Below are 22585 nucleotides of genomic sequence, written 5' to 3'. Positions count from 1 at the left end.
GACAGATGTCCCCCAAGTGGACCCGATGGGCGGGCGGAACGGCTGGCGTATGCGTCATCGCGCGCCTGCGGTTTCCTGTGATCTCGAATTTTGGTCGGAATGGCTGTTAGAAGAGCAGCCGTTCCAGAGGCCCGGCGGGCAGCGAAAGCTGCAGCAGCCGCGCGAAAATGAACCAGATGACGAAGCTCAGGGCGATGCCGATGGGGATCGAATACCAGAGCTTGCGTTTGCCGAAGGCGCGCGCCGTGAAGGCAAAAAGCAGGCCGGTGGCAATGGAGAAACCCGCCACCTTCAGCAGCAGCATCTGCGCGGCAAGACCGGCGACAACCCAGATAACAGGGGCGATTTCCTGCCTGTCGCGTTCGGGGAAATCGCCGCGCCATGCTTCGATGGCCGTCCAGAGCGCCAGGCCGATGAGACAGAAGCCGATGGCGTAAGGCACGGTTGCCGGGCCGACCGGCGAATAACCGGTGACGCTGGCGAGGCGGGCGCTGTCCCAGAAGATCACGCTTGCGATGAGGACGAGGAAGATGGCGATCGCCAGCGCCGCCCAGTCAGGGCGGCGCTTTTGATGCTCAGAAGGGTTGGAACCCTGGCTCATTTTACCAGTCCGATGTCTTTGAGGATGGCGGCGGTGGCGTCGGTATCCTTGGCGAGCTGTGCCTTGAATTCGTCACCGGCAAGATAGGTGTCCATCCAGCTCTTGGTCTTCAGGGTTTCCTGCCACTTGGCGGATTTCACCAGCTTCTCGATATCGGCATTGACGGCCTTTTCCTGTTCCGGCGTCAGGCCGGGAGGAGCGGCGACCATGCGCCAGTTCTGGACGACGACATCAAGGCCGCTTTCCTTCAGTGTCGGTGCGTCGACACCTTCCAGCTTCTCTTCGCTGGAAACCGCGAGCAGGCGCAGCGTGCCGGCCTTCACCTGGCTTTCGAATTCGCCGTAGCTCGAAATGCCGGCCGTTACCTGCGAACCGAGGATCGAGGCAAGCGCTTCGCCGCCGCCGGAGTAAGCGATGTAGTTGATCTTGGTCGGATCGACGCCGGCCGCCTTGGCGATCAGGCCAACGGCGATATGGTCGGTGCCGCCGGCGGAACCGCCGCCCCAGGAAACGCTGCCCGGGTCCTTCTTGAGCTGGTCGACGAGGTCGCCGATGGTCTTCAGCGGCGAGGATGCCGGAACGACGATGGCTTCATATTCACCGGTCAGGCGGGCGATCGGCGTCACTTCCTTGAGGGTGACGGGCGCATTGTTGGTGAGGATGGCGCCGACCATCACGTAACCGCCGACGATGAGGGCGTTCGGGTTGCCCTTCTGCTGGCTGGCGAACTGCGCAAGACCGATGGTGCCGCCGGCGCCCGGTACGTTCTGTACCTGAACGCTCTTGGAAATACCTTCTTCCTGCAGCACGCTCTGCAGGGAACGCGCGGTCTGGTCCCAGCCGCCGCCGGGATTGGCCGGGGCAATGATGGTGTAATCCGCTGCAGCGGCCGGAAGAGCGATCATGCCCGCCAGAAATGTGCCGATAAGAAAATGTTTCACGTAGAAAACCCTCCTCAGGATGCCCTTTTTGGGCGTCGTTTTTCGTTTATGCGGGGGGCTTTCAGGACGCGTCTGTGCCGGCGCTGAATAGTCAGCGTGGTGCTTGGCAATCGTCCTGGATTTCCTCCCGCATCTTCTTCCGCCTCCACGGAATGAAGAAGGATTGCAGAGCATCACAAAAAGCTGTCATCTAACTGACGCTACGCAAGTCCTTGCTCATTTACTCTCTATTAATTTCCGTCGGGCGTCTACTGTGGCGTGTGTGGGCGACTTTGTTTTGCGCTTTTGAAGCTTGCTCCACCCTCATTCCCGTGCCTGTCACGGGAATCCAGCCGATGCGCGTCGGCGCGGCGGAAGGACTCCAGTCAGCCCAAGGACTTGGGCTGACTGGATCCCTGTGACAAGCACAGGGATGAGGGAGAGTTACGGCACCCGGATTGGTTTGCGGGCGCAACCCTATTGCGACCTCAACGCCTCGTTCCAGCGCTCGATCAGGCGGCTGCGTTTCACCTGATCCAGATAGACCATCAGGCCGGGGCTGACGGGTACGGGGCGCAATTGTGCGCCGTGGATGGCCTGCATGGTGTTGGCGGTGTTTTCGCCCGCCACCTCAGGGCTGACGGCGGGAATCTGCAATTGCCGGGCCATGATCGTCTGGCCCTCCTTGGACATGAAGAACTCGAGATAACGACGCCCGAGCGCCGGGTTGGCGGCGGCTTCCGGCACCAGCCCGATACGCGACATGACCACGGTATAGTCTTTCGGCAGCACGATGCCGACATCGGGGTGGCGCGAGGCCCAGTCGGCCGCATAAGAGCCAAGAATGTTGTATCCCAGCACGAAGCGGCCGTCGGAGACCCGCTCCAGAATGGCGGAGGAGGTGGAGTAAACCTTCACGCCCGCCGCGCCCATGGCCTTGATGACGTTCCATATATCGCCGAACTGCTCCTGATCGCGTGACATAAACAGGAAGCCGACGCCGGAGCGTTCGATGTCGTAAGTTGCGATGCGGCCATGCACTTGCCTGGCGTGGCGTTCGAGATAATCGACAAATTCGGCGCGGGTGGCGGGCGGCTTTTCCGTGGTGAAGCTCGGCTTGTGATAGACGAAAACAGCCGGCTCGAAGGTCAGCGCATAGGCGGTGTTGCGCCAGTTCGCCCAGGCGGGCCAGCGGGCGCTCATGGCAAGATCGGAGCGCTGCGCATAACCGTCATTGCTCAGCTTCACCTGCAGATCCATGGCGGAGGAAAAGGCGAAATCGGCGGTCTTCTTGCCCGCATCGGTTTCTTTTACGATGCGGTCGTAGATTTCGCCGGTTAGCATATCCTCGTAGTGGACGGCGATATCGGGATTGGCCTTCTGGAAACCCTCGATCATCGGCGTCGCCAGCGGCTCATCCAGCGAGGAATAGACCACCAGCGTTTCCGCATCCGCCTTGCCTGATGGGGCGGGAAAAATGGCGACCTGCGCAAGCGCGGGCGAGGCCATGCAAAGACAGAGGCAGAGAAAAAGGCAGATACGCATGGAAAAGATCATGCCGCACGCGCTTGCCATTCACAAGCGGCAAGGGCTTGGTTAAATTCGGCGGATTGCGGGAGGGAAGATTTGCGTATTTTGCTGGTCGAGGACAATCAGGTGCTGTCGGAAGGGCTTTCCGCACTTCTGCGCGGCAGCGGTTATGCGGTGGACGTGGTTTCAGACGGCGCTTCCGCCGATGCGGCGATTGCAGCGGAAAGTTTCGACCTCGTCATTCTCGATCTCAACCTGCCGGAAATGGATGGCATCGAGGTGCTGCGCTCCATGCGCTCGCGTCAGGACAAGGCGGCGGTGCTGATACTGACGGCGCGCGGCACGCCGGAAGAAAAGGTCAAGGGGCTCGATCTCGGCGCCGACGACTACATGATCAAGCCGTTCGACATCACGGAATTCGAGGCCCGTGTGCGGGTGCTGCTGCGCCGCAATGCCGGCTTGCGTTCCTCCGCCCTCAGTTTCGGCAAGGTGCTTTTCGATCTCAATTCCCGCACCTTTTCCGCAGATGGGCGTCCGCTCGATATTCCGGCGCGCGAGGTGGCGCTGCTTGAGGTGCTGTTCATGCGGGCGGGCAAGGTTGTCGCCAAGGAGGCGATCGTGCAGTCGCTGACCGGCTTCGACGACGATATTTCCGCCAATGCCATCGAGCAATATGTCAGCCGCCTGCGCAAGCGGCTCGCGCCCCACGGGCTGACGGTCAAGACGGCGCGCGGCATCGGTTATTATCTCGAAAAGCTGCCGGAGATGGCTGAATGATACAGGCCGCCTATTCGCTCAGGCGGCGTCTTCTAGGCTGGCTTCTCATCTCCACCGCCATTATCGGCTGCGTTGCGCTTACCGATACATGGCGGGAGGCGGTCAATACCGCCAATGTCGTCTCCGACCGGGTGCTCTCAGGTTCGGCGCTGGCCATTGCCGAACGCGTGGTGGTGGCAGAAGACGGCTCGCTGGAAGTCGACATTCCCTATGTCGCGCTGGAAATGCTGACATCGGCGGCGCAGGACCGGGTGTTCTACCGAGTCGACGGGCCGAACGGGCAATTCCTCACCGGTTACCAGAACCTGCCGACCGTTGCGAACCCGGCGGGTGATACGCCCGCCTATCGCGATGCCGTGTTCCGCGATGAACCGATCCGCATCGCTGCTATCAGGCGTTTCGCCTCCACCGGCATCAATTCCGTGCCTTTTTCCGTCACCGTTGCCGAAACCACGATTGCCCGCAGCCAGCTGGCGCAGGCGATCATCCTGCGGTCTGCGCTCCGCCTGCTCCTCATGATCGTGGGGGCGGCCATCATCGTCTGGATCGCGGTGACGATTTCGCTCCGGCCGCTTTACCGGCTCAGCGAAGCCATTGCCGAGCGCAGCCCGAACGACCTGCACCCTATCCGCCAATCCGTGCCGGTGGAGGTGGAAAATCTGGTTGAGACGGTCAATTCCTTCATGGTGCGGCTGCAATCGGCGCTCGATGCGCTCCGGCATTTCACCGGCAATGCCAGCCATCAGCTGCGCACGCCGCTCGCCATCATCAGCACCCAGCTGGCCCTTTCCGCCCGCGCCGCAAGCCTTGAAGAGGCGCAGGCGGCGGCGCTGAAGGGCGGCGCTCCGGTGGCGCATGCCGAACATATCCTTGCCCAGCTGCTGCGCATGGCCAATATCGATGCCGCCGGTTCGAGCGAAAAACATGATTTTTCCGCGATAGACCTTGTGGCCGTCGCGCAGAACGTAACCGCCGATTTCGTGCCGCGCGCGGCCGACGCCGGCATCGATCTCGGTTTCGAAGGCGAGGGCGAAGCGACAATTCTCGCCGAGCCGCTCCTAATCGGCGAACTGATCGGCAATCTCGTTTCCAATGCCATCAATTATGCCGGGCGCGGGGCGGAAGTCACCGTGCGCGTTGGCAAGGAGACGGGCGCTGTCTGGCTGGAAGTGGAAGATAACGGCCCCGGCATACCCCCGGAAAAACGCGCCATAGTGCGCCAGCGCTTCGCCCGCGGCGAAGCCAACGCCGCCCCCGGCGCCGGCCTCGGCCTTGCGATCATCGAGGAGATCGCCGGGCTGTTCGGCGGGCGACTGACGCTGGAGGACGGTGCGGGCGGGCGCGGGTTGAGGGCGCGGGTGGTGTTTGGTGGCGTGGAAAAGGCGCCGTAGCCCGCCGGGTTTATCAGGCGGCCGTGTCTGCAGGCGGTTTCGCCACCAGCGAGAGCCTGTAGCCCAGCGCGTCGGCGACCTTGGCAATCGTCGCCAGTTCCGGATTTCCCTCGCCGCTCAGCGCCTTGTACAAGGTCTGGCGGGGAAGGCCGGTTTGTCTCGAAAGGTCAGTCATACCCTTGGCCCGCGCCACGACGCCCAGCGCATGGGCGAGCTCCTGTGCATCGCCGCTCTCTGTGGCGTCGGCGATGTAAGCGGCAAGCGCTTCGTCACTATCAAGGTAGCGGGCAGCATCGTAATCGCGTGTCACAAGTGGCATGGTCTCACTCCTTGAGCGCTCTGGCCAGTTTCTTGGCTCTGGCGATGTCGCGGGGTTGCGATGCCTTGTCGCCGCCACACAGCAATATGATGACGACATCGCCGTGCCGGACAAAATAGACCCGATATCCGGGTCCAAGGTCGATCCTGAGTTCGCTGACGCCTTCGCCAACCGGTTTCACGTCTCCGGGATTGCCGTCCGCCAGCCGGTAAATGCGGCGTGCGATGCGGGCGCGCGCCTGCACATCGCGCAGACCCGCCAGCCAGTCGGCAAACTCGCTTGTTTCCCGGATCGTGAGCATGGTGCAATGTAAACTGTGGTTGTCATTTCGTCAATGACGAAGGTTTCACCCCATCCGCTCCGAAGCATAGCTGCCGGGGCTCGGCGGGAAGACGACCGTGCGGTTGCCGTTGATGAAGGTGCGGTGATGGATATGGGCGTGGATGGCGCGGGCCAGCACCTGGCTTTCCACGTCGCGGCCAAGCGAGACGTAGTCGTCGGCCGATTGCGCGTGGGTGACGCGCACCGTGTCCTGCTCGATGATCGGGCCTTCGTCGAGATCGGCGGTGACGTAATGCGCCGTTGCGCCGATAAGCTTCACGCCGCGCTCATAGGCCTGCTTGTAGGGGTTTGCGCCCTTGAAGCTCGGCAGGAAGGAGTGGTGGATGTTGATGATCTTGCCCGACATCTTGCGGCAGAGGTCATCGGACAGAACCTGCATGTAACGGGCCAGCACCACGAGTTCCGTGCCGCTCGTTTCGACCAGGTCCATCAGCTGCGCTTCGGCCTTCGGCTTGTTCTCCTTCGTCACCTTGATGTGGTGGAAGGGAATGTCGTGGTTGACCACCACTTTCTGGTAATCGAAATGGTTGGAGACGACGCCGACGATATCGATCGGCAGCGCGCCGATCTTCCAGCGATAGAGGAGGTCATTGAGGCAATGGCCGAAACGCGACACCATCAGCATTGCCTTCATGCGCTGGCCGTCCGGATAGATATCCGCTTCCATGCCGAATTTTTTCGCCACCGGCTGAAAGCCTTCGGTGATGGCTTCAAGGGAAGCGCCTTCTTCCGAAATGAAGGAGACGCGCATGAAGAACTTGCCGGTCTCGAGGTCGTCGAACTGCGAACTGTCGACGATGTTGCAGCCCTTTTCCGCCAGATAACCGGAAATCGCGGCGACGATGCCACGGGTCGATTTGCAGGCTACGGTCAGAACATAGGATGTCATTCGTTTTCCCTCAAAGACTTCACGCCGGCATCGGCCGGCACAGTTCGGCGCGTTCCATAGCGCAGCTTGGCGGCGGAGCAAAGCGCCAAGGCGACGTAGCCAAAGTCATAGGGCGGGAAACGGGCGCGCGCCGTGCCGGAAGCGACATGGAATGTTCCATGGCCAGCACGGCGGCGTCGGCTGTTTCAGTGCTGCCGTTGCTGGCCTCAGGCGCGGCGCAGGCGCATGGCCGGGCGGCCGCGGCCGTCGATCAGTTCCAGCGTGCCGCGGCGCGGTTCCAGCCGGAAGGAGCGCGCGCCTTCCAGCGCTTCGATGAACTGCCGCTCCTGGCGCATGATGTCAGGCGCGCAGGCCATCTGGGTGGAGATCATCCGGCCGAAATCGACGCGGTTGCGGCTGATCTTCACCTCGCCGCCGATGCCGTTGCAGCCGGCATTGCCGGAAACGCGGCCCTCGCGGGTAATTTCCAGCGTCGCCTGGCGGCGGCCGCGAATCCGTTCGCCGCGGATCTCCTGCACCAACCAGCGTCCATCGATGCCGGCTTCCGGCTCCGGTCTGCCCGGACCCGCCCCCACGCGCTCCAACACGAGATCGGTATCGTCACGGCCGCCGGCGAGCACGGAGTAACGGCGGGTGGTGGTGAAGAGCAGCCGGTCGCGGTCGCGGATTTCGGCGCTCAGCGCATAGGAGCGGCGGCCACGGATGTCGCGGTCGTCATAACGCAGCACGAAGGGCACCGGCACCTGGCCACGCGGGCGGATGGTGGTTTCGGCAATCGTATGCGACGGGGCATCCGCCAGCGAAACATCGATCAGGCGCACGGTGACGGTCGCGCCCGGCGGCAGGGCGATGCGCTCGCGATAGGAGACGCTGCCACGCAGACTTGCCGGCGCGGCAGCCGCACCACTTGCCGCAAACAGCGGCGCAAGCGCGACAAGCCCGGCGAAACTGCGGCGCGAAAGAAGAGGTCGGTGGTCGGTCATGGTGCTTGCTCCGTGCTGGTTCCGTTCGAATTTCAACGGATGATAGAAAACGGCACTGAACGGGCGATGAACCGACGGGACTGCCCGTCGCTTTCAGGTTTCGCCCGTCACCTCCTCGGTGACGACAGAGGGGCCGTGCCTGTATTCGAGAAGGTCTCCGGGCTGGCAGTCCAGCGCCTCGCAGATCTTTTCGAGGGTTTCGAAGCGCACGCCTTTCGCCCTGCCGGATTTCAGGATTGAAAGATTCTGTTCGGTAATGCCGATACGGGCCGCGAGCTCCTTTGATCGCATCTTCCGTTTTGCAAGCATGACATCCAGATTGACGATGATCGGCACGGTCGTTTCCTAGATGAATTCGCGGTTTTCGTCGGCGATGCGCGTCGCTTCCCCCAGCACCCAGCCAACGACAATCATCAACCCGCCGGCAAAGCCCACAAGCATCTGCGTGCTCTCAAAAGAAAAGGAGATGCTCGGAACGGGATTGCCCACCGTCAGCAGAAAGGAAGCAGAGCCGGTCATGACGATCTGCGCCGGCAGCAATGCGGCAAGCGCGACACCGACCTGGATCAGCCTTTTGCCTGACGTCTGCGTAAAGACCTCGCCCCTTTCGAAAAGCCGGAAAAGAAGGACGGCAAACCAGAGCCCGCTAAGCACGGCCAGAAGCGGCAGAAGCCCGACGACAAAACCGGTGACACGCACGGTGTCGGTGAGCAGGTAAGGTGTGGCAGGCGGCAGGATCTGCCCTTCAATCACCGTCCGCAGGGTTTCCGTATCGGCCCATATGGCGACATAAGCGGCGATGAGGGTGCCTGCAAAAACGAAGGAAAGCCATATCAGGATACGGCTGACACGGGCGATGCGGCGGCTGATGGATGGGTCTGTCATCAGGTGATCCGGTGGTTTTTTGTCCTTTAATTCCTGTAAGACGATAAATTTATAACGTCAATCGAGACCGCAGGCCATCTTGCTGGGCTGATGATGCCGCTCATGCCTGCCGGCGGGCGCGCTTTGCATCCCACCGGCACACGAAAAAGGGGTCAGGGGGCTTCCATGTCGATATTGGCGATCTGGCCGCGCGTGTTGAGAATGAGCGACCAGCGCATCTGGCCCTTTTCGAAGGTGACCTTGAATCTGTGAAGATCACCCGCCTCGGTCGCCTGTCTTCCGAGATATTGCATGGCCGTCACCTTGCCACGGCGTCTGATTTCATCCGAAACCGCGCCCGCATTGGCCCGGACATCGGCGACGATGTCATCTTCGAAGCGCGAGAGGTTGAGGTTGCCGCTGCGTGCTTCCTCGAGAACGGTTCTGAGTGTGCGTTCCGCGGAGGCCGGGTCCTGACCGCCCGCTGCCTGCGCGGGGAGTGAGACAAGGCAGGCCTGCAGCACCACGCTCACCACGGCGGCGGTGAATAATTTCTTCATCATCGAGATTCCTTTTTCAAATGACGGCTGGATCGGCCGACGGCGGCCAATCTCAATCAGGAACATCGATTTTTCAACATTTTTTATTGTAAAACGATAATTATTTATTTTGAGGCAGTGTCCTTCCGTCGGTGGATAATCGATCTCGGAAGAGGCTGCCACTTTGCCGTGGCAGCCCTGCGCCTGCTCAGCCGCGGAAACCGTTCCGCAGCGCTTCGAACTTCGCGAGTTGCCCGGCCAGCAGTTCCTTGTTCTCGTCGCGGCGGACGAAAATCTTGAACATGGCGCCGCCGGCGGCGTTCATGAACCAGACGGAACAGGAGCGACGACCGTGGAAGCCGCGATCGACGAAGGTGATGCCGGCGCAATTGTCCTTCTTGATGTGACCACCGATGGGGCTGTCGCCGTGGATGTTGAACCAGCCATGGCTTTCGCTGCCTTCCGGCAGGTGGCCGGGCACTTCCAGCACGATGTCGCCGGTCTGCACGATCATCAGGACTTCGCCCCAGCCGCGCATCTCGTTCCAGATGGCGTCGAACTGGTCGGCGGCGGCGGAAACAGCCGCACCTTCGGGCAGGATCGCCAGGATTTCGGCAGGCGTCACCTCGGCCTTGGCGGCAATGGCCTCCACGATGCCATCGGGCTTTTCGGCAAGGGCGGCTGCGGCGCGGACCTGCCTGTCATCGTCGGTCTTCTGGGCTGCAATGCTCATCGGACGACCTCAGGCGGCAATCGAACGGCGGTCGCCATTCTTGTCTTCATGGATGATGACGTCGAAGCCTTCGAAATGCGGGCCGGAGAGATATTCCACCTTGCCGCGGTTTTCGCCGGCCTTGGCGTGGGCGGCGCGGAACTGTTCGGATTTCGTCCAGGCAAGGAAGTCATCCTTGGTGGCCCAGACGGTGTGCGAGGCGTAAAGCGTATGGTCGTCCGCCTTCGGGCCTTTCAGCATGTGAAATTCGATATAGCCCGGCAGTTCGCTCAGGTGCGATTTGCGCTCGCGCCAGATGGATTCGAAGGTGTCTTCATAACCCGGCACGACGCGAAAGCGGTTCATTGCGATAAACATGAAAGTCTCCCTTTAAGTTTCCTGTTTCAGTCAGGATATCCGGCCCGGATGGGGTTGGGAAGGGGTTCACGACAAAGCGAACAAATTTACTCCACTTATCGATTGCGCGGTGTATAAACATGTGTAAAGAACTCAAGATTAGTGGCGCGGGCAAACCGGCGCCGGGTCGTGTTTCAGGATAACGCCATGTTGAATTCCCGCCTTCGTTCCTTCGTTCTCGCCGCCCTCGTGCCCGCCGCAATCACCTTTGCCGCGCCGGCTGCCATGGCTTCGGACAAGGGTAATCCGGAGGCGAAACGCATCGTCGCAGTGGGCGGCACGGTGACGGAAATACTTTATGCGTTGGGCGCAGGAGACCGTATCGTGGCCCGCGACAGCACCAGCAGCTATCCGGCCGATGCGCTCGCCAAGCCTGACATCGGTTACATGCGGGCGCTGTCGTCGGAAGGCATCCTGTCGCAGAAGCCGGATCTCATTCTTTCGGAAGACGGTTCCGGCCCGGCCGATGTCATCGCCATCCTGAAGGCAAGCGCGGTGCCTTTCGTCACCGTCGACACGCCGCCGAGCGGCGACGCCATCCCCAAAAAGATCGAGGATGTCGGCGCGGCTGTGGGCCTCTCCGACAAGGCGAAGGCGCTGGCGGCAGAAACCAGAGCCGGGCTCGATGCACTCGCCAAGGATGTTTCCGCCATCCCGGAAAAGGGCAGAAGGCGCGTTCTCTTCGTGCTTTCCACCGCCGGCGGCCGCATCATGGCGGCGGGCAAGGATACCGAAGCGGCGGCGATCATCGAAATGGCGGGCGGCATCAATGCGGCGCAGGAGATCACGGGTTATAAGCCGCTGACGGACGAGGCGGTCATTGCTGCGGCACCCGACGTGGTGCTGACCATGGCGCGCGGCGACCACGCCGCCAAGGCGGATGAGACTTTCGCGCTTCCCGCTTTCCAGTCCACGCCTGCCGCCGCAAGCAAGGCTCTCATCAGCATGGATGGGCTTTATCTCATCGGTTTCGGCCCGCGCACGCCTGCAGCAGGTCGCGAGTTGGCAAACAAGCTCTACCCTGACGTGGTGAAGCCGTGAGCCTTGCGATCTTGAGTTCCACCGAGGGCGGCGTTGCCGGCGACAGATCCCGCCAGGGGGTTGTCGCCCTTGCCGTGCTCGTCGGCATCCTGCTGTTTGCCTGTGGCGTGTCGCTTGTCAGCGGACCCACGGGCGTCGGCATTTCAGAGCTCATTGCCTATCTTACCGGCGGTGCGGATCAGCTCGATGCGCGCGACAGGATCATTCTCGAGGCCGTGCGCCTGCCGCGCACCGCGCTCGGCATGTTGATCGGCGCCGGGCTTGCCGTTTCAGGGGCGATGATGCAGGGCCTGTTCCGCAATCCATTGGCCGATCCCGGCATTGTCGGCGTCACCTCGGGTGCGGCGCTGTTTGCGGTCGCGGCGATTTCCCTTGGGGAAGGCGCGCTTGCCACGGTGGCGGTGTTTTTCGGCCCGCATTTCCTGCCCATCATGGCATTCTTCGGCGGGCTGCTGAACACCTGGGTGCTTTACCTGATCGCCACCAAGGACGGCGCGACCTCCACCACCACGCTCATTCTGGCCGGCATTGCGGTGGCGGCGATCAGCGGCGCGCTGACCGGGCTGATGATTTTCGTGGCCGATGACCGGGCGCTGCGCGACATCACCTTCTGGTCGCTCGGTTCGCTCGGCGGTGCAACGCCCGCCAAGGTGCTCGCGACCCTGCCTTTCATCATCGTCGTTCTCGCCATCATTCCCTTCGTTGCCCGCGGGCTCGATGCGCTGATCCTCGGGGATGCGGCCGCCTTTCACATGGGCATTCCGGTACAGCGGCTAAAACGGATCGTCATTCTGGCCGTTGCCGCCGCCTGCGGGGCGAGTGTGGCGGCGGCCGGTTCCATCGGCTTCGTCGGCATCGTCGTGCCGCATCTGCTTCGCCTTGCCATTGGCCCGTCGCATCGTTTCCTGCTGCCGGCATCCGCACTTGGCGGGGCCGCGCTTTTGCTGCTGGCCGACAGTTTCGCCCGCACGGTGGCCGCACCTGCGGAACTGCCGATCGGCGTCGTCACGGCGCTCATCGGCGCGCCGGTTTTCCTGTTCCTGCTCTTGGGACGCGGCGGCTTTTCCATGCGGAACATGTCATGATCCGGGCCGAAAACCTCACCCTCATCCGCTCCGGCCGCCGGCTGCTCGACACGGTCAGCGTCGATCTGAAGCCCGGCAAGGTCAATGTCATCATCGGCCCCAACGGCGCCGGCAAATCCACGCTGATGAAGGTTCTCTCGGGCGAGATGCGCGCCGAGAGCGGTTCGGTGACCTATAATGACGTCGACCTGCCGGCCTTCACGCCGGTCCAGCTTGCGCGTCTCAGGGCCGTGCTGCCGCAGAGCACCCAGCTTGCGTTTCCTTTCACGGCGCTCGAAATCGTGCGCATGGGAGCGGTTGCACAGGGGTCTCGTATGCCGGAAGAACAGGCCCGCCGGGCGCTTGCCAAGGCCGGGCTGCGCGGTTTCGAGCAGCGGTCCTACAACATGCTCTCAGGCGGCGAGCAGCAGCGGGTGCAGTTTGCCCGGGCGCTGGCGCAGGTGCCTTTTCCGGTGGAAAATGGTGAGGCGCGGGCGCTTTTCCTCGACGAGCCGACAGCCAGCCTCGATATCGGCCACCAGATCGCAGTGCTGGAAACGGCGCGCGACTTTGCAAGCGGCGGTGGGTTGGTGCTCGCCATCCTCCACGATCTCAATCTTGCGGCGGAATTTGCCGATCAACTTATCGTCATGCATGGCGGCCGGGTGACGGCGAGCGGTCCTTCGCTGGAAACGATCAGCGACGAGACCATCGCCAGGGTCTACGGCATTGGCGGCGTCGTCGGCCGGTTGCCCGCGCGGCATATTCCCTACGTGCTGCCGCAGTCGCGGCATCGTTAGGAGCGCTCTTAGCTTTCCGGGCGCGTGGCGATGAAGAGCGCAGAGCCGAGCATGACGGCGGCGACGATGGCTGCCCGTAGCGGCGGCGGCTCGCTCAGGAACCAGAAAGCGGCGGAGCTGACGGACATGGCCGAAAGCGCCGCGATCTTGGCGTTGCGGGCGATTGCGCCGCGTTCGCGCCATCGCTGCAGGGAAGGGCCGAATCTAGGGTGGGCCAGCAGCCACGCCTCGAGTTTTGGTGAAGAGCGCGAAAAACACCAGAGCGCCAGAAGCAGGAACGGCGTGGTGGGCAAAACGGGAAGAAACGCGCCGACAATGCCGGTCGCGACCATTAGCCAGCCAAGACAGAGGTATAAAAGGCGCATGCCTAGCCGGTATCATGAGTTCAGCACTCAGGATAGAGCGGCGGGCCCAAAACCATGCGGTCCCGTTGCCGCAGGTTCCGGCCGCACCTGAAAAACCAAGGGGTTTTTGCCATCACATTTGCCGTGATCGGGCCGCTACGTCCTGTCGCAGAGTGCCTTTAGGGTTGAAAGCGCGACGCTCAGTCTTTATCCCTTTGGGCCGCGATGCCCGGAGCATAACCGGGCCGTCAACAGGAAGAAGAAGGAAAACACCATGGCCAAGCTGATCCACTCGATGGTCCGGGTGCTGGACGAAAAGCGTTCGGTGGAATTTTACAAACAGGCTTTCGGCCTTGAAATTGCGGAACGCGCCGAGTTCGAGAATTTCACGCTGATCTATCTCAGCAATGCCGAGGGCGATTTCGAGCTGGAACTGACCGTCAACCGTGGCCGCGAAGTGCCCTATGCGCTGGGCGACGGCTACGGCCACCTTGCCGTCAGCGTTGCCGATGTGGACGCCGAACACCAGCGCTTCATCGAGGTCGGCCTTTCTCCCGGCAAGATCATCGAGGCCGATTATAAGGGCCAGCCTTTCGCAAAATACTTTTTCATCTGCGATCCCGATGGTTACAAGATCGAAGTGCTGCAGCGCGGCAACCGGTTCAAATAAGCTCTGATGGAGGCAGGCATGGCAGAGGCAGGCGTCAAACTCGAAGACAGCTGGAAGCGCGTTCTCTCCGGCGAATTCGCAAGCCCCTACATGCTCAAGCTGAAAGAGTTCCTGCTTGCCGAAAAAACCGCCGGCAAGCGCATCTTCCCGAAGGGCGCGGAATATTTCCGCGCTCTCGATCTCACGCCTCTCGATGAGGTCAAGGTCGTCATTTTAGGCCAGGATCCCTATCACGGGCTTGGCCAGGCGCATGGGCTGTGCTTTTCCGTCCAGCCAGGCGTGCGCATTCCGCCTTCGCTCGTCAATATCTACAAGGAATTGCAGGCCGATCTCGGCATTCGCCCGGTGGGTCACGGCTTTCTGGAAAGCTGGGCGAAACAGGGCGTGCTTCTGCTCAACAGCGTGCTGACGGTGGAAGAGTCCCGCGCCGCCTCGCATCAGGGGCAGGGCTGGGAAAAATTCACCGACGCCGTCATCCGCGCTGTCAACGACGAATGCGACCATGTCGTCTTCCTGCTCTGGGGCTCCTATGCCCAGAAGAAGGCGGCCTTCGTGGACCAGCGCAAGCACCTCGTGCTGCGCTCGCCGCATCCGTCCCCGCTTTCGGCCCATAACGGCTTTTTCGGCAATGGCCATTTTTCCAAGGCAAACGCCTTTCTCGTCTCCCATGGCCGCCAGCCGATCGACTGGCAATTGCCTGAAACGGCGGGCAGTGACAAAAACCTTCTCTAGATACTCATAAAATGTCTTTACGCTTTGCGGTTGTCGGGATTAAAGATAACCGGACTACAAAGTGAAGGATTATGCCCGTGTCTCTCCTGTCTGCCGAAACCTCCGTCTCGCTGTCCGATCCGCTGTCGATCGTCGATGCTTTTGAGGATCATTTTTCCGAGCATATGGAGATGGAACGCGACGGTGCGACAGTGCGGTTCAAGACCGAATATGGCCATGGCAGCTTCAGCGCCGAAGGCGGCCATTTCGCTGCAAGGGTCAGCTGCATTTCCGAACATATATTGATGTCGGTAAAGGCCATGGTGGCCGAGCATATCGTCGAATTCTCCGGCGAGACGGGGCTGGATTTCCGCTGGAGCGGCCATGGCGCGCAGCAGCGTGAACTGCCCAATCTTTTCGTCGGCAAGGTCGCCCGCGCCTATAATCTGACACCGCATATGCGCCGGCTGGTGGTATCGGTCGAAAGCGGCATCGAAAGGCTGCTGACCGGCGGCATGCATGTGCGCCTGCTTCTGGTGCCGGATCAGGCCCGCGCACCGGTCTGGCCTTATCTTGCGCCCACCGGGGCGATCGTCTGGCCGGCGGGCGATGATCTTCTCACACGGCGCGTCTACACCATCCGTTCTGGCGATATCGCGCGTGGTGAAGTCGATATCGACTTCGTCATGCATGAGGGCGACCACATGCCGGGCGCGACCTTCGGTGCGACGGCGAAGCCCGGCGATGTTCTCGGCATCATCGGCCCGAGCGGTGTTTGCCCGGAAGCCGAGCGTTATGTCTTCGCCGGTGACGAGACGGCGCTGCCGGTGATGCTGCGCATGGCAGCCGAAATGCCGGCTGGGAAAAAGCTCAACGTCTATGCTGAAGTCGATGACGAAGCCGAGCGGCAGGAGATCGTCTGCGCGGCGAATGTCGAGTGGACATGGCTTTATCGCCGCGGCAAGCCCGCCGGCACCGCCGGCCTCATTGAAAAGGCGTTGCGCGACCATGCCTGGAGCGCGGATCATGAAGGCCTGCACGTCTTTGTCGCCTGCGAAAAATCCGAGGCGAGGGCGGCAAAATCCTTCCTCACCGACGAGATTTCTTTCCCGAAAGCGTCGCTGCGCGCCGTCGGCTACTGGACCCTGGGCGTTGCCGACGATCATTGAACTGCCCCATCGGGCTCGTTGAACAGCCGGTTTTATCGTTCACCATTCGGGAACAATCCGTTCCCGTTGTCCACTCTATGCCTGAGAGCGCTGTTACCCCATCTTTACGCCATGAACAGGGCAGGCCCAACCATGAGGCTCGCCAGGCAAAAAGGGGTTTATCATGCTCAACCAGATCAAGGGCCTGCACCACGTCACGTCGATGGCGGCGAGCGCGCGTCAGAACAACAGTTTTTTCACCGATACGCTCGGCCTGCGCCGGGTGAAGAAGACGGTCAATTTCGACGCGCCTGACGTCTATCACCTGTATTATGGTGATGAAGTCGGCACGCCCGGCTCCGTCATGACCTATTTCCCGTTCCCGCATATCGCTCGTGGCCGTCCCGGCACCGGTGAAGTGGGCACGACGCTGTTTTCCGTTCCCGAGGGATCGCTCGGCTACTGGCAGGACCGTCTTTCCAAGGCCTGCGTGGATGGCCTGAAGGCCGATGAAGCCTTCGGCAACAAGCGCCTGCATTTTGCAGGGCCCGACGGAGACGGTTTTGCGCTGGTCGAAGTCAGGGACGACAATCGTGCGCAGTGGATCGGCAACGGCGTCGGCGCGGATCAGGCGATCCATGGTTTTCAGGGTGCCTCGTTGCGACTTCGCGATGAAGGTGCGACGGCCGAGCTCTTGAAATTCATGGGCTATCAGGAAGTGGATCGCCAGGACGGCGTTCTGCGCCTCGGTATGCCCGGCGGTAACGGTGCTGACTTTATCGACATCGAAACCATGCCGAATATCTCTGGCGCGCGGTTGGGTGCAGGGTCCGTGCACCACATCGCCTTTGCGGTCGAAAACCGCGAAAAGCAGCTGGAGGTGCGCAAGGCGCTGATGGATACCGGCTATCAGGTGACGCCTGTCATCGACCGCGATTATTTCTGGGCGATCTATTTCCGCACCCCGGGCGGCGTGCTGTTCGAGGTGGCCACCAACGAGCCCGGTTTCGACCGCGACGAGGACACCGCCCATCTCGGCGAGGCGCTGAAGCTGCCGACCCAGCATGCGCATCTGCGCTCCGTGCTGGAAGAGCATCTGGAGCCGCTGGGCGACGAGAAGGCGGTTTAACCGCTCGATAGCGTTTGGCAGGACATTGCCACGTATTTCTTCTCCCCGTTTGGGGAGAAGGTGGCCCGAAGGGTCGGATGAGGGGGCAACGTCAGCTATAGATCGCACCCTTGCCCCCTTCATCCCGCTGCCGCGACCTTCTCCCCGGCGGGGAGAAGAAACAAGCCGCATCCGTTTGCTCCATCTGATCGCTCCGCCTGGCCGAAGAGGCCGCGCGGAAGCCGTTGAATCTCCTCCTTTCAGAAAGGATTCTCCCATGACCAAGGACAGCTATTTCCACAAATCCCGCGCCGGCGTTGCGGGTGCTCCGCTTTTCGTCTTGCTGCACGGCACCGGCGGTGATGAAAACCAGTTCTTTGATTTCGGCTCGCGTCTGTTGCCTGAGGCCACCATTCTCTCACCGGTCGGCGATGTTTCCGAACACGGCGCGGCGCGGTTTTTCCGGCGTACGGGCGAGGGCGTCTACGACATGGCCGACCTTCAGCGCGCAACCGAAAAGCTCGCCGATTTCGTCAAGGCGAACCGGGAGCATTATCAGGCCGGTCCGGTCATCGGCCTCGGTTTTTCCAATGGCGCGAATATTCTTGCTAATGTGCTGATCGAACAGCCCGAGCTTTTCGACGCTGCGGTGCTGATGCATCCGCTCATCCCGTTCGAGCCGAAGATCTCCCCCGCCAAAGCCACGCGCCGGGTGTTGATCACGGCCGGTGAACGCGATCCGATTTGCCCGGTGCCGCTGACCAAGGCGCTGGAACAGAGCCTCAAGGCGCAGGGCGGCACGGTGGAAACCGTGTGGCACCCGGGCGGGCATGAAATCCGCTCCGTCGAGATCGATGCGGTCAGGGGTTTTCTGGCGGCTTATGGGGCGTAAAGTGCGCCGCTACTATCGGCTTTCTCCCTCAGGTGGGGAACTCAGGCGCATGTCAGTTCCTGAAAAAGCGTCGCACAAACTCGACGTCATCCTCGGGCTTGATCCGAGGATGACGGAGGAGAGGTTTGGGCACTAGCAACCGCAGGCTGGGCTATTCCCGCCCCAGCCTCAGCGATATCCACATTGCTGCAGCTGCGCCTCGTAACGCATCGCCATGTTGGCGGAGCGGCGGGCGGCCTTCTGGACCGCGGAATTGTTGCGCCAGCTGCCCTTCGCATAACCGCCATGGCCGGAATAATAAGCGAGGTAGAGATTGTAGGGGTCGTTCAGCGAAATGCCGTTTTCGCGACGGCTCTTGGCGTGATACCAGCCGACGAAGTGGATGGCGTCGGTGAAATCGGTGCGGCTTGCCGACCAGCGGCCTGTTTCACGCTGGTAAACACTCCATGTGCCATCAAGCGCCTGCGCATAACCATAGGCCGTCGACTGGCGTTTCCACGGAATGAAGCCGAGAAGCTTGGTGCGGGGCGGCCGTGCATAGGGGCGGAAGGCGGATTCGGTGTAGATCGTCGCCATCATGACAGGCACCGGCACGCCGAACTCCCGCTCGGCCGCCTTTGCGTCGCGCCGCCAATTGTTGAAGATGCCGTTCCGCTGCTCGAAAATCGCACAGGCATTGGTCACCTGCGACGGTGCGGTGGCGCAGCCGGCGAGAACGAGCATCAGGAAAACAACGGCAGATACGCCACGCATAACGGAACCCTTTCGTTCCGCTATTCTTAAATTGCTAACCATTAACGTCGGGTTTTAAGACAAGGTTAATTCAAATGCCGCCGATCAAGGGCCTGTTAACCCGCTGAAAATTCCTGTGTCCGGGATGGGGCGAAACCGCCCCCCGAGCGCCTTTTTCAAGATGCGTTTATCCCCGCGCATCCCCGGTCCCGCCGGCCCGGCTATACTCGGCCCATCCCGGTTATCAGGCGTGCGCGCGGCGCAGGATGGGCGGGGCAGGCGGCCGAAACCGGGGAGTTTCCCGATGTCACGGTTGAGGCGGCCGGCATATGCCCATCCTCCAAACAGGAACCGGTTTGGCGGGCGGGTCATATGTTTGAAGCCGGGGCCGCATCGTCTGCAAAACCCTGCACTACCCTTTGATACCCCCGCAGCGATGCGGCCCCTTTATCGCTTCCCGACGTTGCCCCGGAATTCGCGGCGACGATACCGGCGCATATTCGAAAAAAAGCGTTCTCTGTACAAAAATGAAAACCGATAAAATTGTAGCAATCGGCTTAAAGCGGCTGAAAACAGTGCTGTGCCATTGTGGGATCACAGACGGGGAGCGGCCTTTGAAAGAGACGCTTCCACGAAACAGAAATCGAGACCGGCACAAGCCGGCGGATCGCAAAACGGGGTATGAAATGCTGAAGAAGATTATTGCTGCCGCCATCTGCGGAATTGCCGTTGCTTCCATGTCCACCCATGCCGATGCGGCCGGTGCTGCCGGTTTTGCCCGTGGTTTTGCCGCCGTCGAGAAAAGCGCTGTCACCCAGATCGGCATTTCCGCGCCGGGTGGTTTTGATGGCTGCGTTCTTTCCGCCGGCCAATGCGTTTCCACCATCGCCGCGCCGCTGACCGGCGAGCGCCGCGAGGAACTGCTGCGCGTCAACCGCGATGTGAACGCCACAATGGGCGCGCTCGATGATTATTTTTCCGGTTTTGCAGCCGATGTTCCGGCAACGCCGTCGTTAAGCCTTGGCGATTGCGGTGATTGCGCCGCGATCAAGCGTGCTGCGCTCGCCGGCGCCGGCTGGTCTTCGAGCGCCCTGCGCCTTGCCTTTTCGCTGAACAATGACGGATCGCTCGAAAAAGTGCTGATCGTTACCACCGACAAGGGCGATATCGTCCTCGGCAACGCCGTCCTTTCTCCGGCTGAGCGCGAAACCGCGCTCTGACCTCTCGTTTGAGCATCGGAAACAGTTTTCGATCCGATGCTCCATTCTTTCATGCCTGCCAGACTACGCCGGTTTTCCTGACCCGTATGGGTTCAGGAAACCGGCGATTTTTTTCGTTCCGCCACGGCAATGCCGGCCAGCGCCATGATGAGCGCCATGATCTGATAGGTGTGCAGGGTTTCGCTGAGCACGAAGACGGACAGCAACGTGCCGAAGACGGGCACGAGGTTGATGAAGAGGCCGGCGCGGTTGGCGCCGATCTGTTCCACACCCTTGATGTAGAGGATCTGCGCGATGAGGGACGCAAAAATGGCGGCATAGACCACCAGCACCCATCCCTTTTGATCCGGCCAGATGACGCTGTCGCGCGACATTTCCCAGAAAACCAGCGGGACGGAGGTGAGAAGGGCAAAAAAGGCGGGGATGGCCATCAGCGTGCGCCAGTCAACCGTGGGTTTCCAGCGCAGAATGACGGTGTAGATGGCATAGACCAGAACCGCGAGCAGCATGACGGCGTCGCCGACATTCATTTCCAGCTGCAGCAGCGAGACCGGATCGCCATGCGACGCGAGCAGCGCCACGCCTGAAATGGTGAGGCAGAAACCGGCGATCTGGCCGAACAGCACGCGGGTGCGGAACAGGATGAAGTTCAGCACGAAGATAACCATGGGAATGCCGGCCTGGATGACGGCGGCGTTGATGGCCGAGGTGTGCTGCAGGGCCGTGTAGAGAAACACGTTGAAGGCTGTGTAACCGACGCTGCCGAGCACGAGGAAATAGGGCAGGCGCTTTTTCACCACCGGCCAGTCCTTGATGAGCTGCGGCACGGAAATGGCGAAGATGATGGCGACGGCAAAGACCCAGCGCAGGAAGGTGAAGGCCATGGGGCTGATGTGGCCGACGGCGAGCTTGCCGGCAACGGTGTTGCCGCCCCAGCAGAGCGTGGCGATGATGAGGGCGATATAGGCTTTGGAGGGCACGCTGATGTTTCGCTTCTTCACGGGGCGGGAAAACGGCTAAGGGGTGAATGGCGGTCTTGCGCCCGCGCTTGGCCCCCACGGGGCGAGATAATGCGGGAAATCCGCGCCTTGTCACGGAAAAAGCAAAATTCTCCATAAGAAACAGGGTCGCTTTCCGTAAAACAACACAGTATACATTCGCGGGTTTGGGTTTCCCATCGGGTTATCGGGCGCGCAAGCGCCATGAGCAGGAAAGCAAGAAATGACGAATGTTGTGGTGGTTGGCTCGCAATGGGGCGACGAAGGCAAAGGCAAGATTGTCGACTGGCTGTCCGAGCGGGCAGATGTCGTCGTGCGGTATCAGGGCGGTCATAATGCCGGCCATACACTTGTCATCGACGGTGTCAGCTACAAGCTTTCGCTTCTGCCGTCCGGCGTCGTGCGTCCCGGCAAGCTTGCCGTCATCGGCAATGGCGTCGTGGTCGATCCGCATGCGCTGATCGCCGAAATCGGCCGTCTGGAAGCGCAGGGCGTGAAGGTCACGCCGGAAAACCTGCGCATCGCCGACAACGCCACGCTCATTCTTTCGCTGCACCGCGAACTGGACGGCATGCGCGAAGACGCCGCCTCCAACAGCGGCACCAAAATCGGCACCACCCGCCGCGGCATCGGCCCGGCTTACGAAGACAAGGTCGGCCGCCGCGCCATCCGCGTCATGGATCTGGCCGACATGGAAGCGCTCTCCGCCAAGGTTGACCGTATCCTGACGCATCACAATGCGCTTCGTCGTGGCTTCGGTGCCGCTGAAGTGTCGCATGAAACCATCATGGAAGAGCTGAGCTCGATTGCGGATCGCATCCTGCCGTTCAGCGAAACCGTATGGCTGCTGCTCGACAAGAAGCGCCGCGCCGGCGCACGCATCCTGTTTGAAGGCGCTCAAGGTTCGCTGCTCGATATCGACCACGGCACCTATCCTTACGTGACCTCGTCCAACACCGTTGCCGGTCAGGCCGCTGCCGGTTCGGGCATGGGTCCGGGTTCCCTGGGTTATATTCTCGGCATCACCAAGGCCTACACGACCCGTGTTGGCGAAGGCCCGTTCCCGACCGAACTGAATGACGAGATCGGCCAGTTCCTGGGCGAGAAGGGTCATGAATTCGGCACCGTCACCGGCCGCAAGCGCCGCTGCGGCTGGTTTGATGCCGCGCTGGTGCGCCAGTCGGTCGCCACCAATGGTATTACAGGCATCGCGCTTACCAAGCTTGACGTTCTCGACGGTCTCGACGAGCTGAAAATCTGCGTCGGCTACAAGCTCGACGGCCAGGAAATCGATCATCTTCCGGCAAGCCAGGGCGCGCAGGCGCGCGTCGAGCCGATTTACGTCACGCTGGAAGGCTGGAAAGAATCTACCGTCGGTGCCCGAAAATGGGCGGATTTGCCTGCTCAGGCAATCAAATATGTCCGTCAGGTCGAGGAATTGATCGGGGCGCCTGTCGCGCTTCTGTCGACAAGTCCGGAGCGTGACGACACCATACTTGTGACTGATCCGTTTGAGGATTAATGTCCTCGGCGATCTAGATTCATAAACCATATCGGGCCGGTACGTCGCCGG

27 protein-coding genes are annotated in these 22585 nt (G+C 61.4%); 12 read left to right on the top strand and 15 right to left on the bottom strand.

Annotation, left to right across the window (positions count from 1 at the left end; translation table 11 throughout):
• Nucleotides 1–106: 106 nt before the first annotated feature.
• The 3 genes from ASB65_RS08605 to ASB65_RS08595 all read right to left on the bottom strand — a co-directional run bounded on the left by ASB65_RS08605 (nucleotide 107) and on the right by ASB65_RS08595 (nucleotide 3096).
• A complete protein-coding gene (locus ASB65_RS08605) occupies nucleotides 107–601 on the bottom strand; it encodes a tripartite tricarboxylate transporter TctB family protein (protein WP_060723679.1) in 495 nt (164 codons plus the stop codon).
• A complete protein-coding gene (locus tag ASB65_RS08600) occupies nucleotides 598–1506 on the bottom strand; it encodes a Bug family tripartite tricarboxylate transporter substrate binding protein (RefSeq protein ID WP_153463847.1) in 909 nt (302 codons plus the stop codon). The genes ASB65_RS08605 and ASB65_RS08600 overlap by 4 nt, the downstream gene beginning before the upstream one ends.
• A 492-nt stretch (nucleotides 1507–1998) precedes the next feature.
• Nucleotides 1999–3096, bottom strand: coding sequence for an ABC transporter substrate-binding protein (locus tag ASB65_RS08595; RefSeq protein WP_376903886.1), 1098 nt, complete (start codon nucleotides 3094–3096; stop codon nucleotides 1999–2001).
• A gap of 51 nt (nucleotides 3097–3147) precedes the next feature.
• On the opposite strand from ASB65_RS08595, the gene ASB65_RS08590 reads away from it, so the two are divergent.
• Together ASB65_RS08590 and ASB65_RS08585 are read left to right on the top strand one after the other, a co-directional pair.
• Complete coding sequence (locus ASB65_RS08590) at nucleotides 3148–3828, top strand: response regulator transcription factor (protein WP_003491888.1); 681 nt, start codon at nucleotides 3148–3150, stop codon at nucleotides 3826–3828.
• Nucleotides 3825–5219: a sensor histidine kinase gene (locus ASB65_RS08585; protein ID WP_060723678.1), complete on the top strand. Its 1395-nt coding sequence runs from the start codon at nucleotides 3825–3827 to the stop codon at nucleotides 5217–5219. The genes ASB65_RS08590 and ASB65_RS08585 overlap by 4 nt, the downstream gene beginning before the upstream one ends.
• A gap of 13 nt (nucleotides 5220–5232) precedes the next feature.
• Here ASB65_RS08585 and ASB65_RS08580 read toward each other — a convergent pair whose 3' ends face one another.
• The 9 genes from ASB65_RS08580 to ASB65_RS08540 all read right to left on the bottom strand — a co-directional run bounded on the left by ASB65_RS08580 (nucleotide 5233) and on the right by ASB65_RS08540 (nucleotide 10245).
• The gene (locus ASB65_RS08580) at nucleotides 5233–5538 is read right to left on the bottom strand and encodes an addiction module antidote protein (protein ID WP_060723677.1); all 306 of its coding nucleotides are present in this window, start codon (nucleotides 5536–5538) and stop codon (nucleotides 5233–5235) included.
• A gap of 4 nt (nucleotides 5539–5542) precedes the next feature.
• Nucleotides 5543–5839 (bottom strand): type II toxin-antitoxin system RelE/ParE family toxin, encoded by a 297-nt coding sequence (locus tag ASB65_RS08575; RefSeq protein ID WP_020011654.1) that lies wholly within the window; start codon nucleotides 5837–5839, stop codon nucleotides 5543–5545.
• Between the two features lie 45 nt (nucleotides 5840–5884).
• A complete protein-coding gene (purU, locus tag ASB65_RS08570) occupies nucleotides 5885–6769 on the bottom strand; it encodes a formyltetrahydrofolate deformylase (protein ID WP_060723676.1) in 885 nt (294 codons plus the stop codon).
• A gap of 206 nt (nucleotides 6770–6975) precedes the next feature.
• Entirely contained in the window at nucleotides 6976–7752 is a 777-nt protein-coding gene (locus ASB65_RS08565; RefSeq protein WP_060723675.1) for a YbaY family lipoprotein, read from the bottom strand.
• Nucleotides 7753–7845: 93 nt separating this feature from the next.
• Nucleotides 7846–8088, bottom strand: coding sequence for a helix-turn-helix domain-containing protein (locus ASB65_RS08560; RefSeq protein WP_060723674.1), 243 nt, complete (start codon nucleotides 8086–8088; stop codon nucleotides 7846–7848).
• A gap of 9 nt (nucleotides 8089–8097) precedes the next feature.
• Nucleotides 8098–8637 (bottom strand): DUF2975 domain-containing protein, encoded by a 540-nt coding sequence (locus tag ASB65_RS08555; RefSeq protein ID WP_060723673.1) that lies wholly within the window; start codon nucleotides 8635–8637, stop codon nucleotides 8098–8100.
• 152 nt (nucleotides 8638–8789) lie between these two features.
• On the bottom strand, nucleotides 8790–9179 hold the full coding sequence (locus ASB65_RS08550) for a hypothetical protein (protein ID WP_233282764.1): 390 nt from the start codon (nucleotides 9177–9179) through the stop codon (nucleotides 8790–8792).
• Nucleotides 9180–9363: 184 nt separating this feature from the next.
• On the bottom strand, nucleotides 9364–9888 hold the full coding sequence (gene hutX / locus ASB65_RS08545; protein ID WP_060723671.1) for a heme utilization cystosolic carrier protein HutX: 525 nt from the start codon (nucleotides 9886–9888) through the stop codon (nucleotides 9364–9366).
• A 9-nt stretch (nucleotides 9889–9897) separates the two neighbouring features.
• Nucleotides 9898–10245, bottom strand: a complete 348-nt coding sequence (locus tag ASB65_RS08540) for an antibiotic biosynthesis monooxygenase family protein (protein WP_020809369.1) — start codon at nucleotides 10243–10245, stop codon at nucleotides 9898–9900.
• A gap of 186 nt (nucleotides 10246–10431) precedes the next feature.
• On the opposite strand from ASB65_RS08540, the gene ASB65_RS08535 reads away from it, so the two are divergent.
• The 3 genes from ASB65_RS08535 to ASB65_RS08525 are packed head-to-tail and all read left to right on the top strand — an operon-like array spanning nucleotide 10432 to nucleotide 13189.
• Nucleotides 10432–11325, top strand: a complete 894-nt coding sequence (locus tag ASB65_RS08535; RefSeq protein WP_060723670.1) for a heme/hemin ABC transporter substrate-binding protein — start codon at nucleotides 10432–10434, stop codon at nucleotides 11323–11325.
• Complete coding sequence (locus ASB65_RS08530) at nucleotides 11322–12410, top strand: FecCD family ABC transporter permease (protein ID WP_060723669.1); 1089 nt, start codon at nucleotides 11322–11324, stop codon at nucleotides 12408–12410. Before ASB65_RS08535 ends, ASB65_RS08530 begins: the two co-directional genes overlap by 4 nt.
• The gene (locus ASB65_RS08525) at nucleotides 12407–13189 is read left to right on the top strand and encodes a heme ABC transporter ATP-binding protein (RefSeq protein WP_060723668.1); all 783 of its coding nucleotides are present in this window, start codon (nucleotides 12407–12409) and stop codon (nucleotides 13187–13189) included. The genes ASB65_RS08530 and ASB65_RS08525 overlap by 4 nt, the downstream gene beginning before the upstream one ends.
• An 8-nt stretch (nucleotides 13190–13197) precedes the next feature.
• On the opposite strand, the gene ASB65_RS08520 is transcribed toward ASB65_RS08525, so the two are convergent.
• Nucleotides 13198–13554, bottom strand: a complete 357-nt coding sequence (locus ASB65_RS08520) for a YbaN family protein (protein ID WP_060723667.1) — start codon at nucleotides 13552–13554, stop codon at nucleotides 13198–13200.
• A 253-nt stretch (nucleotides 13555–13807) separates the two neighbouring features.
• Here ASB65_RS08520 and ASB65_RS08515 point away from each other — a divergent pair, with 253 nt between their 5' ends.
• From ASB65_RS08515 to ASB65_RS08495, 5 genes are all read left to right on the top strand, one after another.
• On the top strand, nucleotides 13808–14203 hold the full coding sequence (locus ASB65_RS08515) for a VOC family protein (protein WP_004429967.1): 396 nt from the start codon (nucleotides 13808–13810) through the stop codon (nucleotides 14201–14203).
• An 18-nt stretch (nucleotides 14204–14221) separates the two neighbouring features.
• A complete protein-coding gene (gene ung, locus ASB65_RS08510; protein WP_031233587.1) occupies nucleotides 14222–14935 on the top strand; it encodes a uracil-DNA glycosylase in 714 nt (237 codons plus the stop codon).
• Between the two features lie 71 nt (nucleotides 14936–15006).
• Nucleotides 15007–16083, top strand: coding sequence for a siderophore-interacting protein (locus ASB65_RS08505; RefSeq protein ID WP_020809363.1), 1077 nt, complete (start codon nucleotides 15007–15009; stop codon nucleotides 16081–16083).
• A gap of 163 nt (nucleotides 16084–16246) precedes the next feature.
• On the top strand, nucleotides 16247–17191 hold the full coding sequence (locus ASB65_RS08500) for a VOC family protein (protein ID WP_060723666.1): 945 nt from the start codon (nucleotides 16247–16249) through the stop codon (nucleotides 17189–17191).
• A gap of 256 nt (nucleotides 17192–17447) precedes the next feature.
• Nucleotides 17448–18062, top strand: a complete 615-nt coding sequence (locus ASB65_RS08495) for an alpha/beta hydrolase (RefSeq protein WP_060723665.1) — start codon at nucleotides 17448–17450, stop codon at nucleotides 18060–18062.
• 168 nt (nucleotides 18063–18230) lie between these two features.
• Here the strand turns inward: ASB65_RS08495 and ASB65_RS08490 are convergent, their stop codons facing one another.
• Nucleotides 18231–18815: a transglycosylase SLT domain-containing protein gene (locus ASB65_RS08490; RefSeq protein WP_004429977.1), complete on the bottom strand. Its 585-nt coding sequence runs from the start codon at nucleotides 18813–18815 to the stop codon at nucleotides 18231–18233.
• Nucleotides 18816–19480: 665 nt separating this feature from the next.
• Here ASB65_RS08490 and ASB65_RS08485 point away from each other — a divergent pair.
• The gene (locus ASB65_RS08485) at nucleotides 19481–20014 is read left to right on the top strand and encodes a transglutaminase-like cysteine peptidase (RefSeq protein WP_060723664.1); all 534 of its coding nucleotides are present in this window, start codon (nucleotides 19481–19483) and stop codon (nucleotides 20012–20014) included.
• A gap of 92 nt (nucleotides 20015–20106) precedes the next feature.
• On the opposite strand, the gene ASB65_RS08480 is transcribed toward ASB65_RS08485, so the two are convergent.
• Nucleotides 20107–20994, bottom strand: a complete 888-nt coding sequence (locus ASB65_RS08480; RefSeq protein ID WP_060723729.1) for a DMT family transporter — start codon at nucleotides 20992–20994, stop codon at nucleotides 20107–20109.
• 241 nt (nucleotides 20995–21235) lie between these two features.
• On the opposite strand from ASB65_RS08480, the gene ASB65_RS08475 reads away from it, so the two are divergent.
• Entirely contained in the window at nucleotides 21236–22534 is a 1299-nt protein-coding gene (locus tag ASB65_RS08475) for an adenylosuccinate synthase (protein WP_060723663.1), read from the top strand.
• Nucleotides 22535–22585: the final 51 nt, after the last annotated feature.

It is taken from the genome of Agrobacterium tumefaciens str. B6 (assembly GCF_001541315.1).
In the GTDB taxonomy this organism is placed as follows: Bacteria; Pseudomonadota; Alphaproteobacteria; order Rhizobiales; family Rhizobiaceae; genus Agrobacterium; species Agrobacterium radiobacter.
Note: the sequence above shows the minus strand (reverse complement) of the source record. Positions and strands in the feature narration are given on the sequence as shown.